The organism is Rhodanobacter ginsengisoli, from assembly GCF_042657065.1.
Classification (GTDB): domain Bacteria; phylum Pseudomonadota; class Gammaproteobacteria; order Xanthomonadales; family Rhodanobacteraceae; genus Rhodanobacter; species Rhodanobacter ginsengisoli.
Genome location: NZ_JBHSNF010000003.1, coordinates 35,629 through 47,618, shown reverse-complemented (window position 1 = coordinate 47,618; position 11,990 = coordinate 35,629). Strand labels below are relative to the sequence as shown.

The following is an 11,990-nucleotide window of genomic DNA, read 5'->3' as shown; positions in this document are numbered from 1 at the left end:
CCCCTACCAGCGCTTGGAAATCGAAGCGCTGACGAAGCGCCCGATCGCTGAGTAGTTGGTGGCGTCATACGGCACGTACGTCGACACCGCCGCGGTATAGAGCGGCGGCGCGCGATTGAGCAGGTTCTGCACTGACAACCCGATCGTCAACCGCGAGAAGACACCCGCATGCTCACCGGTGTCATAGTCGATCGCCGCGTCCAACGTGGTGAAGGACGAGGTCTTCTCTTTCACCGGTGCAAAGCGGTTGGTCACACCGCCGGTGTAGTTGACAAAGCCTGACGCGGTGAAGCCCCCCGATGCCCAAACCGCACCGACGCGCCCCTTGAGCCTGGCCGGATTGAAGACAGTTCCGGCGAGTGTCTGTTTGGGCTGCCCGGCGCTTGTCGTCTGCGCACTGTCGAGCCAACTGGCCGACCCGCGCACCGTCAGCCGACTGCCGCCAAGATCGAAACGGTACGAACCGGACAGATCGAGCCCCTTGATCCGCTGCCGCGCCGCATTCACGTATTGGTCGCGGATGATCGCCACCACCCTGCTCGGGTCATAGGCGCCTCCGGACAGGTTGTAGAAGCTGTCGTCGTAAACAGCGAGAAGGCTCTGAATCTGGTCGGGCGATGGCGACCGAACCACAAAATCCGCATAAGCCGGATCGCTCAGCGCCTGTTGGTAGTTGAGCGGCACGACCACCCGGTCGGTATAGTCGATGTCGAACCAGGTCAGCTCGGCGTCAAGCTCCGGCAGTGCCTCTGGATGAAAGGCCAGCGATGTCGCCCAAGTCCGCGCCCTCTCGGGACGCAGTTCGGCGTTGCCGCCATAGGACACCAATGCGGTGGCACCCGCAGGACTGCTGGCCGCACCCACCGCGGAAGCGCTGAAGAGATAGGCGATCTTGTTCTCGTAGCGCTGCAACAGCGTCGGTGCCTTGAAAGACTTCCCCCAGGAGGCCTTGAGCGTAAAGTCGGTGGTGGGGTCATAGATCACCCCGAATTTCGGTGTAGTCACCCGACCATAGCTGTCGTAATCCTCGCCGCGCACCGCGGCGCTGAATTCCAGACGATGGACACCCGCGATGTCCGAGGATGGCGAGACGAACGGAAGGTTGAGTTCAGCGTAGGCAAACCTGGCACGTTCATCGCCACCGTAACGGCTGCCGGCAGCCTTGGGCACATACCGGAAGGCGTTTGTCCGCGACCCGGCGCCGACTGCCAGACGTGCGCCCCCTCCCCCCAACGCGAACAGCGAGCCCTCGGCGCCGATCTCCCAAGAACGACTTTCATTGCAGTAACAGCTCTGGTTGACAAAGTTGCTTCCCGACGCCGAGACGAGATGGCTCTCATAGGCAGTATCGTCCTTGCCGTACGTTTCACCGAGAGTGATGGACCAGTCATTGTGAAGGGAGAATGCGATGCTGGGCGATACCAGCGTGATCGACGTCTGCGGGCTGTAGTGGTAGTAGGAACCCGTCTGACCGTAGTATCTGGTCACATCGCGCTCGGTTCTGAGCGCGTCAAGTCGCAGTTCGACCAAGTCGCCCATTGACTGGTGCACGCTGACAAGGCCGCTGCGTAAGCTGCTGCCGTCGTAAATCGTATAGGGATCGACCAGATAACTGGTGTAGCCGCGCTGGCGCGTGTAGAGGGGATCGACATTGGCATGCTTGAATGTCGCGATCAACCCGCCGCTGGCCCAGGTGGTACCGGCGGTCGCGTTGTACTCCCTTGTCGCCAGGCCGCCTTCAGTCGCGCCGCCGTATCGCGCTCCCAAAGTCACCCCATCGAAGTCGCGCTTCAGTATCACATTGGCCACGCCGCCCACAGCATCCGAGCCATAAATGGCTGACGCACCGTCCGGAACGATTTCAAGGCGCTCGACCGCCTCCACCGGGATGGCGCTGATATCCAGCGCCTGGTTAAACCCGTCATAGGCCAGGCGACGCCCGTTGAGCAGCGTGAGCGTGGCATCCGGCCCCAGCCCGCGCAGGTTCAAGGCGGAGCCGCCGGTGAAGTTCTGATTGCCGATGCCACCGGCGGCGCCGATCACCCCCGGGTTCTGTCCCCCGGAGAAGTTCTGCGGCACGCTGCGGATCACCTCGCCGAGATCGGTGAAGCCTTCCTGCTGGATCTGCTCGCTGCCGATCGTGATGACTGGCGAGGGTGTGCTACCGCCGCGGATGCGGGTGCCGGTGACGGTCACGGTCTGCAGTTTGGTGGCCGCTGGCGTCGCGGACTTGTCGGGCTTTTTTTTCGGTTGCGCCTTAGCTGGCGCCTTGGTCACGGGCGCCCTACCCTGCGTGACCGTGTCTGTCGTGGTGTCCTGGGCCATGGCCCACTCGCTGGTGCCGGTGACGGCTACGAGCAGGGCGATGGAAATGGCGTTGCGTAGCGTGCTTGGCTTCATGCTGCGTCCCTCCCCTTAGTTGGCCTTTTTCGAACTGCCAGTCCGGTCATATCCCGGAGTTGGCAAGGTCGTCGGCAAAGCTCTGCCCCATTTATGGCTTGCACATGTGGCGGCTATATCTGCTGGTCAGCACCCTCGTACCGACCGGTGTGTCCCGCCGAGCGTCCCCGGCATGAGCCCGTCAGCAAGTCGGTGCCCCGCAGAAATGATCATATCTGTTTTTCAGATATTTGGAAACCAGATATAGGTTGGGTGCGGCCTACCATCTGAGAAGCCGTGATGTCTCCCAAATCGATCCACAAAGCTGAGTACAAAGTGCTGCAGGGGCTGCTACGCGAGATGCGCATCAAAGCCCACCCAAACCAGGCCGATCTGGCCGCACTGCTGGGGAGAAAGCAGTCATATGTCAGCGACGTCGAGCGCGGTTCTCGAAGGATGGATCTGCTCCAACTACGCGACTTCTGCTTGGCCTGCGACCAAGACTTAATCGGCTTTGTGAGCCGGTTTGAGGAGAAGATCGCTGGTGGGCCTAACCGACTCGCCCTTTAGAAGGAAGCGGATCGCGAGCATATCCATTCACATGTATCTGTTTTTCAGATACCGAAAAACCGGATATAGGGTGGGCGTGGCCTTCCTGTCATGACGCCACAATGCCCGCCAAGTCGATCCACAAACCCGAATACCAGACGCTGCTTGAACTGCTAATTGAAGTCAGGAACAGGGCTGGTCTGAAGCAGGCCGAACTGGCCTCGCTGTTGGAGCGATCACAGTCCTATATCAGCGACGTCGAACGAGGTGGACGACGGCTGGACTTGCTGCAACTGCGCGAATATTGCCAAGCCTGCGATCAGGACCTAGTTGGCTTTGTAAGGCGGTTTGAGAAGGCGATTGCTGTTCGTGGACCAAGTTCAGCAGGCCGGGCCTCCCGCTAGCGAGTGGCTTAAGAACAGGACACGTTGTCTTACCAATCAAGAAATGGGTCTGTTCTGTCTTGGAGACAGATGCCTTCTAGGTCGGCCCCGCCAAGCAGAAGGAACCAAGCCAATACGACCGAATTCCCTCGGACGCGCGTACCGCGGCTTAAACGCCGCGCTACCGACGTTTCCATCGATGGTCTTGAGCTGCTAGCCCAAGTCTTGGAAGATGACATCACCGAGCTACTGCAGATGTCCGAGCACGGAAAGCGGTGACTTAGAAGAGGCCAGCTCGTCTTCCCCAAGCCGTTTTGGCCGGGCGCAGCAATGCCCGGCCCCACCGGTGGCAAGCACCTACAGAACCCCGATCCAGCCGCTGATATCCGCGAGGGCCAAACTGCGCGAACGTGACCGCCATGGACGAGCATATCGACATGGATAGCCCCCTCTGCCGAGCCTACTGGTGCGGCAACTTCAGTTGCAGCGACGCAGAACTGGCCTGCGCAGTGCGCATCATGGACAGCACAGCAGTCGGTCTTGTCGGGCTGTACCTAGCCAAGCGTCGATCCAAACCCCGAAGAACGGGGCCAGATCTCGTGAGGCGGCCATCTGCAAGCCCCACCAGATAGCCCTTTTCGCGCGGTTGATGGCAGCATGACGCGGTCCGCATGGCTCGCCGCAAATCAGGCACCACAGTGCCCTGTTTTGCGTCGTCGAGTAAAACGCCATCCAAGTGGATTCGGATCAAGCTGTAAAGCCAAGTACCACAGGCACTCATCGAGTGTCGCTCGACAAAGGGCGCACGGCATACACGCTCTGTGGAATAGTTGGACATGCTAACCAGCCCTGTGAAGCCCCAACACACGCTTTCGTGCGCGCTGCTATGCATACATATGGAAAGACATCACTCTTGTCTTTCGGCCTCCGGTGGACCAAGCAAGATCACCTCTGCGGAAAAATTCAGACTTTCCGGGCGGATCGATATCGAGTCGGCCGTAACTCCTTCGGGGAGAGCACTCAACGTGACAAGGATGCCTTGCAATGACGGGCCGATATTCCTTGCAATACGCATCTTTGCCCCGTCCTCGGTAACCTCGTAAAGACGGCAGATGTCGTACGGATCGGGGCCGCCTACTGCAACTGCAAGCTCCGCCAGGGACAGGTGGACAGGGTTACTGAATCCACCGACTGTACTTTTTGCATCCACCACGCGGATTTCGTTGGCCAGACCCGTCACCCGGAAGTCATAAGGCGCTACAGCGTTGATGCTGGCCGTCCACTCAAACGCCTGGATACGTCCCTCCCCTCGCTCTCCATCCAGCCATGCGTTCAGCAGCTCCTCACCGGCAACGCCGGTTGCTTCCGCATTGCGGCGCGAACGCATGAAATCCTCGGGACTGATACCCCGGCTGCCGCGGCGTGCATTAATCGCCTCTGCGCCTGCCGCACCACCAAGTACGGCGTCCTCCAGCAGGCTGGTGTCGGCCCAGTCGTACAATGGATGGCCTGCCGGCGGCGACGCCGCGGAAAGAATCTCCTGAACAAGCTCATCATCCAAGACCCACATAGACCCGTTCGCAAAGCGGTGGGCAAGCTCAGCGTGGAGTCTGGCATCGTCTGGCAGTGCGCCTGCGACCAGAACCACATTCGCAGTCGTCGGCGTCCCATCGCCAGCGAACCCGAGCAAGGCAAAATCTCCTGGTGCCAGTACGTTGTACAGCTCCGGGTTTTCCACAGGGTTGTCGATCAGTTCCCCGTTGAGGCGCCAGTTCTTCCGCTGTTTCAGGATTTTTCGCTGCAGATTGTTAGCTGGTGAAAGGCCCGGCCCGCACAGGTACAAATCAAGCGGATATCGTGGCTGCGGTACCAAGGCAAGCTCACCAAGCTGCGGATACAACCTGCCAACCAGAACATCGGCATCTAGGTTAAAGGCCTTCTGGTTGCCAGCCGGGCGGTTCTGAAAATGCCACTTGAACAGGGTCAAGTCCGAGGCAGTGAGACGCTTCAACGCTAGCTTGCGGGGCATGAGACTCCCTTCCTTACTCTTGAAAGTGCAGCAGAGACGCCTGCCTCAAACCGCCATCGTCATCTGGTGCAAGGATATGCACTGTGGTGCACAATAGCACCACTTTTACCAGTGATTTCCAGCCCATGGCACGCAGCCCCATCGCTTCTGACCGGAAGACCATCAGGACTTCCGTCATGCTGCCTGAGAACGTCCATCTCCAGGTTCAGGCACTGGCCGACTCGAACCACGTTTCGTCCGCCTGGGTCATCCGCATGGCCGTGCAACGCTTTTTAGACGAGTACCAGGGGCAGTTGGAACTGCCCCTGCACCTGTCTGCGCGACAAGGATCCGATTCATGAATAACAGCGTCATCCTTCGTAAGCTGGCGCGCCTTCAGAAGGACGCCCGGCCCCGTGTTTTGGATCTGTTTGCTGGCTGCGGCGGCATCTCCCTGGGTTTCGAAGCGGCAGGCTTTGAGATGCGGGCCTCCGTCGAGTTTGATCCTGATGCAGCCCGATCCCATGGCCTGAACTTCCACAGTGGTGCCGAAGCCCACAGCCAGCCGATCGACATCACGAAAACCTCCCCGACGGATCTGTGTCGCCGGCTTGATCTGGGCAACGTCGCGGATGCCTTCGACATTGTCGTAGGTGGCCCGCCCTGCCAAGCATTCGCTCGTGTCGGCCGATCCAAGCTGCGCGAAATCGAGGAGCATCCCGAAGCCTTCATCCATGATCCGCGCGCTCAGCTCTACAAGAAGTATCTGGAGTATGTCGATGCGTTCCAGCCGCTGGCTGTGCTTATGGAGAACGTGCCTGACATCCTGAATCACGGTGGCCAGAACATCGCCGAGGAAACCTGCGAGGTGCTTGAGGCCAAGGGCTACATCTGCGGCTATACCCTGCTCAATGCAGCGTTCTACGGTGTTCCGCAGATGCGCGAGCGCATGTTCCTGATCGCTTACCGTAAAGAGTTAGGAGCCAGGGTGTCGTTCCCCTCGCCTACGCACTGGCTGGTACTGCCACCGGGTTATGAGGGCTCCCGCTCTGTCGCACTCAAGGCACTGCGTGACTTGGTCGATCAGGCGCACTCCTACATGCCCCCCCCGGCTGCAACCAGCGATCTGCCGCCCGCAGTAACGGCGAAGGACGCATTGAGAGACCTCCCCGCTATCAATGCCCGGGAGCTGCTCGCTGCCGGGAAGATCGCCCGTGGTGCGCGCCGCTTCGACACCGCCGTTGGCTACAGCCGCAGGAAGCCTTCTGCATATGCGGCACTGATGCGCGCATGGCCTGGGCATGAGGGTCCTGAGGGGGGACCGAAAGATCATGTCATCCGTTACCTGCCGCGGGACTACCCGCTGTTCGCCCGCATGAACCCCGGCGATCAGTACCCTGAGGCCCATGCCCACGCCATCGACATGTTCCACGAACGTCTGGCTGCTGCGCGTGCCCGGGGAGAAAAACTTTCGGAAGGTTCGGCAAAGTACAAGGCCCTCTGGGACTCAATTGTCCCTCCCTATGACGCCAGCAAGTTCCCGAACAAGTGGCGCAAGATGTGGGCTGATCAGCCGGCACGCACGCTCATGGCTCACCTGGGCAAAGACGGCTACAGCCATATCCATTACGACAGTAAGCAGGCCCGGACTGTTTCCGTTCGGGAGGCAGCACGTCTGCAATCGTTCCCGGACGGCTTCCGCTTCAGCGGCACGATGAACCCGGCTTTCAAGCAGATCGGTAATGCGGTTCCTCCCCTGATGGCCAAAGCACTCGCTACTCACATGATGCAGACCATCAAACAGGCAGTCACAAAGAAGGAAATGGCAGATGAGCCTCGTCGATCGGCAGCGGCAGTTTCTTGAAGCGGCACAGAAGCACTTCGGCACATCAAAAGCTGTCCGCCCGCGCGAGCTGTTCGGCGTTTCGAACAGCGCCAAGATCGTCGAGGGAGGTATTCAACTTGGCGTAGTCAATCTGGAAAACGTCAAGGAGGACGCGGAAGCCCTGATCTTCGGCTGCGTCCTCCGGTTTCCGCCGGAGGATGAGGTCTACTTTGCCGTCCTCGTCCGCAAAGACAAAGCGAAATTCCTCGCACGTCTCGCCGAGATGAAACGTCTTGGCGCGATGGCAAAGAGCGCAGGCGAAGACACTGAGTTTTCACTCGAAGCCGCCGGTGAAAGCGACGAATCAGAAGCTCCCGAAACCATCATCAAGTACAGCGCCAGGAACAATCTGGTACCGATCTATCTGGCCAGCGACGGACGCCTGTGGCTGCGCAATGCGAAGTTCTGGGACAGTCTGGTTTTCGATCTTTCGCCTTTCGGCCCGTCCACCGAGCCGGATGAGATCGTGGTCGCACTGTATCCGCCTACGGCTTCCGCACGGCGCAGCCTGCTTGCCCGCGAGTTCATCGGCTGGCTGGGCACGCTGGTTGGCAGGGAAAAGATTCACGAGCTTACGGTCTGGACGGATACCGCAACACTCAATCCGTCTATGCGCCGCATGCCGCCAGCCATTCCGGTCAACGGCATCGAGGCCGCAGTCGGAGTTCTGGGCGGCTACTACCCGAATGGCGAGATCAGGCGTTTTCATGCCGCACTGAACTTCCTGGACCATAAGCACTTCGTGATTCTCTCGGGCCTGTCAGGGACAGGTAAAACGCAACTGGCGCTCAAGTACGCCCGTGCGGTTCATGGCCTGACATCGAATACGGCAACGGATCCTCTGCTCTTCGAATGCCCTGTCCGCCCTGAATGGACTGATCCCACCGGCCTGACCGGCTACTACGATGTACTGACAAACCGGTACGTCGTACCGACTTTCCTGGAAGCGGTGCTGGTGGCCACTGCACACCGGGAATCACCGGTATTCGTAATCCTCGACGAGATGAACCTCGCGCGCGTTGAGCACTACCTGTCTGACGTGCTGTCCGCCATCGAGTCTCGTGGAGCCCTGCAACTTCACTCCAACGGCGTTCCGCTGGAAGGCACCACCGGTGCCAGCGTCCGGGCCGAAATCCCCCTCCCTTCCAATCTGTACATCATCGGTACGATCAACGTCGACGAGACCACCAATCCTGTCAGCGACAAGGTGCTGGACCGTGCATCGGTGATCGACATGTCGGCTGTGGATGTCTCCGGCTTCCTGACATCACTCATTACGCGGCACCCGGAACTGCAGGGCCCGAAGGAAGTATCCGAGCAGAAGCTGACCGAAATCCACGCACTGTTGGAACAACACGGTCTGGGCTTCGGTTACCGGGTGATTGAGGAGTTCGTGCGATACCACGCGTTCGATGCAGAGCACCTCAAGAACCCTGCAGACAGCGTCACAGACCAGCTGCTGGTACAGAAAATCCTGGTGAAGCTGCGTGGCGCTGAGCGCCAGCGCCCTCTGCTCAACGCACTGAACAAGGTCTGTGATGGCCTCCCCCGGGCCCAGGCTTACATCCGCAGACTGCTGGGAGACCTGGATGAATTCGGCTCCTTCCAGGCAATGCGGTGAACCTTTACATCCAAAACGAGGGCGGAGGGCCTGCTTGGCAGGTCTGGCCTGCCCAGGATGTGATCCCTGCCGGCGCCATCAGGGAAGCTTCCTCTTACCTTTTTGAACTGCGCGACAGCGATGATGCACTCACGGCCGATCTGCTGATCGACGATGTCCCGGTAGAAGCCCTGCGCTCGCGACAAGCGCGTGTTGCGCGATGGCGGTGGACACCGGGATTCCATGCCGGTTCGGTAGAAGCGGCGCTAAAAATTCCCGGCGCAGGCATCCGCCGCTTTGAGATCACGACCGATCCGGACCTGCGCAAGCTGACCCGTGCCGACTTTGACACCATGGTGCGCGAGGTACTGGAAGACACCTTCGCGCTTTTTTCGCTCAGCGCTTTCCGCAAAGGCATTGCCCGCCAGCCGGGTAACAGGCCACCGCCTCTGGCCCGGCTGGAATTCCTGCGTTCACGAGCTGAAGAGATTACGACGACTATTACGACGATCAACCGTTCGCCCAGGCATTTCCTGCGTGCGGAACAGGTCACCGTGCCGTCACACCGCGCTGTACGTGCAACTGGACCGGAAATCATCAAGTCCTTCCGGACAGGCCGGGTCCGGACTGAGACCAGTAAGCCATCCCGACTGCCCACGGCTCTCGCCGGACGCCTGCCCGCACAGATCACGGTGCGCCAGCGTCGCAGCAGCTTGGACATCCCTGAGCACCGGCAGATCAAGGCCAGTCTCAGGTCCTGGGCAGCGTGGCTGTCGTGCGTGGCTGATGTACTCGCGAAGAAAGACAATGCCGCCGATCCGGAGATGCTGACGGTTGCCGGCAGTTGGGCTGTCCGTGCACGGCATATCGCACGCAGCCTCAACGATGCCGCCGGTTCAGGCTTCATGACGGAGGTCAGTGACGACCTGGCGCCATTGCAGATGTCCTCGCTGTTCCGCAATGACCCTGTCTACCACCGTTTCTACCGGTTATGGCAGGACATGAATCTGGGTCTCGCAGCCCTGTTTGGCGATTTCCTACAAATGCCGCTGGCCAGGACGTACGAGCTGTATGAACTGTGGTGTTTCCTGCGCCTTCTTCGTGCGGCGGTCCAGGAGTACGGGCCAACCGGCGTTGATCTCAGCGGCCTGTTCACAGCCGACGCGGCCGGTGCCTTGACGATTTCCGCAGGCACCGTCGTCGTGCCTGTCGGTCCTGATAAAGTCCTATGCTTTCAACGTCAGTACCGTGAGTACTGGGTCGAGCCTGGCGGCGAAGGAAGCTTCAGCCGGACGATGGTGCCTGACGTGGTTCTGGCCGGCACCGGCCTCTGCGGCCCGGGACGGCAGGTCATCATCCTGGATGCCAAGTACCGCATCAATGATGGATTGAATGACGCACTGAATTCGATCCACACGTATCGCGATGCCCTGGTGCAAGAAGCCGGCGACGGGGAAATTGAGGGCATCGTCACGGCCGCCTATCTGCTGACACCGCACGTCCCCGTCCTCGAGACCGACTTCAGGACCACCTCCGTTCCCGGACGACTTTTCCATCCTCAGTACCGGGAAAAATTCCGCTTCGGCGCGGTTACATTGCGTCCCGGGATGGGCGGTAACGAACTGCGTAACAGTCTCAAAACGATTGTTGCGGATGCCGCCGGGACGCGGTGATGGCAGATGTACTCACTCCGGATCAGCGCCAGCTCAATATGAGCCGGATCCGCGGACGCGACACCAAGCCGGAGATGTTTGTCCGGCGGGGACTGCATGCCGGCGGATTTCGCTACCGACTGCAGGATCGGCAGCTTCCGGGTCGCCCTGACCTAGTATTCCCCCGCTATCACGCAGTGATCTTCGTTCACGGCTGCTTCTGGCACGGGCACGACTGCCCGATGTTCAAACTTCCGACGACGCGTCGCGATTTCTGGGACGCCAAGATCGCATCCAACCGCTCCCGGGATGAGCGGACCACTACTGCTCTTCTGGAGTCGGGATGGCGCGTTGCAACTGTGTGGGAGTGCAGCCTCAAAGGCCCTGCCAGGCTCCCCGAAAACGAGGTGATCAGACAATGCCGGGCGTTCCTGCTGTCGCAGGAAGCTATATTGATCAATATCCGGGGAGAGGTCAGAACGCATGAAGAATGACAACAAGAAATTGAGCAAGGAACCTGCAGGCCTGCATTCCCTTAGCGACGTACAGCTGATGGAGCTACGTGCCGCTGTTGACACAGAGACGAGGAAACGCGGCCTGAATTTCAATGTCGGGGAAATTGGCGAAAAGCTTGCCATCGCTTTGTTTAAAGAGCGGCCGGATCTCTCTGTGCTCGCCGCCGCTCCCCGCGGCACCAAGAGCATCGATGCTATATCCCGGGAGGGAAACCGCTACTCCATCAAGACTCTGCAGAAAGCGAAGAAGACAGGAACCATTTACCCGGACCCGTCAGACAGAGACCGGCAGCTCTTCGAATTCATCCTCATCGTTCTGGTTAATGACGAGCTCACTCTGGAACGCATCATCGAACTTGACTGGCAACAATTCTGTGCTGTTCGAAGCTGGGATACCAGAATGAACGCTTGGTACGTTGCCCGCTCTCAAAGGGCACTGGGCGCCGGGCGCCAGATCTATCCTAAGCCAGGTGCTGCAATCCTCCCCTCATCAACCCGCCCCGCGGAACAATCCCGTCCCCCGGTTACCACGCCAGCCGTTTGAAGCCCTGTCTCTTGCCATAAAGGCATCAAGCATGTGGGAGATCAGTGTCGTCGCATCGACCGCTTCGCCATAGACGCGCGCATACCGCGTAGCGGTCGAGGTCGGCCCTACCACGAACTGCATCTTCCGTTGCCGTTGCCGTTGATCTACTCGCTTATGAGGCGGTGAGTCGTGTTCGACAGGCCCGCAACGGAGACGACATGGATGTCGGCTCCTTTTCGTCAGGGCAGGATACCCTGTCGAAAAGCTTGGGCGCGGCTCACAAACTTGCCCGGCAGAGCCCGACAAGCGCCGAGGAGGGTAGCCTTCTCTTTGGTGAATTTCTCTTGGCCACGTGAGAGCTACTCGCGCGCCGAAAGCGCACGATAGCTTTTGCTTCAACCCAAAGATCAGAAAACGCTCCCTGACACCTTCTCCCTTTGGAACGGATGAGGGCCGCTTATAAGCCGCACATGTTGTGTTGTCTGGCGATCAG

11 protein-coding genes are annotated in these 11,990 nt (G+C 59.7%); 8 read left to right on the top strand and 3 right to left on the bottom strand.

Annotated elements, in window-relative coordinates; all coding sequences use genetic code 11:
• Positions 1–3: 3 nt before the first annotated feature.
• A complete protein-coding gene (locus tag ACFPPA_RS13595; RefSeq protein WP_377320799.1) occupies positions 4–2,400 on the bottom strand; it encodes a TonB-dependent receptor plug domain-containing protein in 2,397 nt (798 codons plus the stop codon).
• 279 nt (positions 2,401–2,679) lie between these two features.
• Between ACFPPA_RS13595 and ACFPPA_RS13590 the strand changes: the two genes are divergently transcribed.
• Together ACFPPA_RS13590 and ACFPPA_RS13585 are read left to right on the top strand one after the other, a co-directional pair.
• A complete protein-coding gene (locus tag ACFPPA_RS13590) occupies positions 2,680–2,949 on the top strand; it encodes a helix-turn-helix domain-containing protein (protein ID WP_377320797.1) in 270 nt (89 codons plus the stop codon).
• A gap of 101 nt (positions 2,950–3,050) precedes the next feature.
• Positions 3,051–3,332 (top strand): helix-turn-helix domain-containing protein, encoded by a 282-nt coding sequence (locus ACFPPA_RS13585; protein WP_377320795.1) that lies wholly within the window; start codon positions 3,051–3,053, stop codon positions 3,330–3,332.
• 886 nt (positions 3,333–4,218) lie between these two features.
• Here ACFPPA_RS13585 and ACFPPA_RS13580 read toward each other — a convergent pair.
• Positions 4,219–5,340, bottom strand: coding sequence for a hypothetical protein (locus ACFPPA_RS13580; RefSeq protein WP_377320793.1), 1,122 nt, complete (start codon positions 5,338–5,340; stop codon positions 4,219–4,221).
• Between the two features lie 176 nt (positions 5,341–5,516).
• Between ACFPPA_RS13580 and ACFPPA_RS13575 the strand changes: the two genes are divergently transcribed.
• From ACFPPA_RS13575 to ACFPPA_RS13550, 6 genes are read left to right on the top strand one after another with little or no spacing between them, the layout of a single operon-like run.
• Positions 5,517–5,681, top strand: a complete 165-nt coding sequence (locus ACFPPA_RS13575; protein WP_377320791.1) for a hypothetical protein — start codon at positions 5,517–5,519, stop codon at positions 5,679–5,681.
• Positions 5,678–7,183 (top strand): DNA cytosine methyltransferase, encoded by a 1,506-nt coding sequence (locus ACFPPA_RS13570; protein ID WP_377320789.1) that lies wholly within the window; start codon positions 5,678–5,680, stop codon positions 7,181–7,183. Before ACFPPA_RS13575 ends, ACFPPA_RS13570 begins: the two co-directional genes overlap by 4 nt.
• Entirely contained in the window at positions 7,149–8,825 is a 1,677-nt protein-coding gene (locus ACFPPA_RS13565) for an McrB family protein (RefSeq protein WP_377320787.1), read from the top strand. The genes ACFPPA_RS13570 and ACFPPA_RS13565 overlap by 35 nt, the downstream gene beginning before the upstream one ends.
• Positions 8,822–10,477, top strand: a complete 1,656-nt coding sequence (locus tag ACFPPA_RS13560; RefSeq protein WP_377320785.1) for a DUF2357 domain-containing protein — start codon at positions 8,822–8,824, stop codon at positions 10,475–10,477. The genes ACFPPA_RS13565 and ACFPPA_RS13560 overlap by 4 nt, the downstream gene beginning before the upstream one ends.
• Positions 10,477–10,950 carry a very short patch repair endonuclease gene (locus tag ACFPPA_RS13555; protein ID WP_377320783.1) on the top strand — a complete coding sequence of 158 codons (474 nt, stop codon included), beginning with the start codon at positions 10,477–10,479 and terminating at the stop codon, positions 10,948–10,950. Before ACFPPA_RS13560 ends, ACFPPA_RS13555 begins: the two co-directional genes overlap by 1 nt.
• Positions 10,940–11,515: a hypothetical protein gene (locus tag ACFPPA_RS13550; RefSeq protein WP_377320781.1), complete on the top strand. Its 576-nt coding sequence runs from the start codon at positions 10,940–10,942 to the stop codon at positions 11,513–11,515. The genes ACFPPA_RS13555 and ACFPPA_RS13550 overlap by 11 nt, the downstream gene beginning before the upstream one ends.
• Here ACFPPA_RS13550 and ACFPPA_RS13545 read toward each other — a convergent pair.
• Entirely contained in the window at positions 11,462–11,638 is a 177-nt protein-coding gene (locus ACFPPA_RS13545; protein ID WP_377320779.1) for a DUF2274 domain-containing protein, read from the bottom strand. The genes ACFPPA_RS13550 and ACFPPA_RS13545 overlap by 54 nt on opposite strands.
• Positions 11,639–11,990: the final 352 nt, after the last annotated feature.

Bases quoted from the DNA above. Each gene is read 5' to 3' on its own strand.
- ACFPPA_RS13595 (WP_377320799.1), bottom strand. From the start codon at position 2,400: ATGAAGCCAAGCACGCTACGCAACGCCATTTCCATCGCCCTGCTCGTA.
- ACFPPA_RS13590 (WP_377320797.1), top strand. From the start codon at position 2,680: ATGTCTCCCAAATCGATCCACAAAGCTGAGTACAAAGTGCTGCAGGGG.
- ACFPPA_RS13585 (WP_377320795.1), top strand. From the start codon at position 3,051: ATGCCCGCCAAGTCGATCCACAAACCCGAATACCAGACGCTGCTTGAA.
- ACFPPA_RS13580 (WP_377320793.1), bottom strand. From the start codon at position 5,340: ATGCCCCGCAAGCTAGCGTTGAAGCGTCTCACTGCCTCGGACTTGACC.
- ACFPPA_RS13575 (WP_377320791.1), top strand. From the start codon at position 5,517: ATGCTGCCTGAGAACGTCCATCTCCAGGTTCAGGCACTGGCCGACTCG.
- ACFPPA_RS13570 (WP_377320789.1), top strand. From the start codon at position 5,678: ATGAATAACAGCGTCATCCTTCGTAAGCTGGCGCGCCTTCAGAAGGAC.
- ACFPPA_RS13565 (WP_377320787.1), top strand. From the start codon at position 7,149: ATGAGCCTCGTCGATCGGCAGCGGCAGTTTCTTGAAGCGGCACAGAAG.
- ACFPPA_RS13555 (WP_377320783.1), top strand. From the start codon at position 10,477: ATGGCAGATGTACTCACTCCGGATCAGCGCCAGCTCAATATGAGCCGG.
- ACFPPA_RS13550 (WP_377320781.1), top strand. From the start codon at position 10,940: ATGAAGAATGACAACAAGAAATTGAGCAAGGAACCTGCAGGCCTGCAT.
- ACFPPA_RS13545 (WP_377320779.1), bottom strand. From the start codon at position 11,638: ATGCAGTTCGTGGTAGGGCCGACCTCGACCGCTACGCGGTATGCGCGC.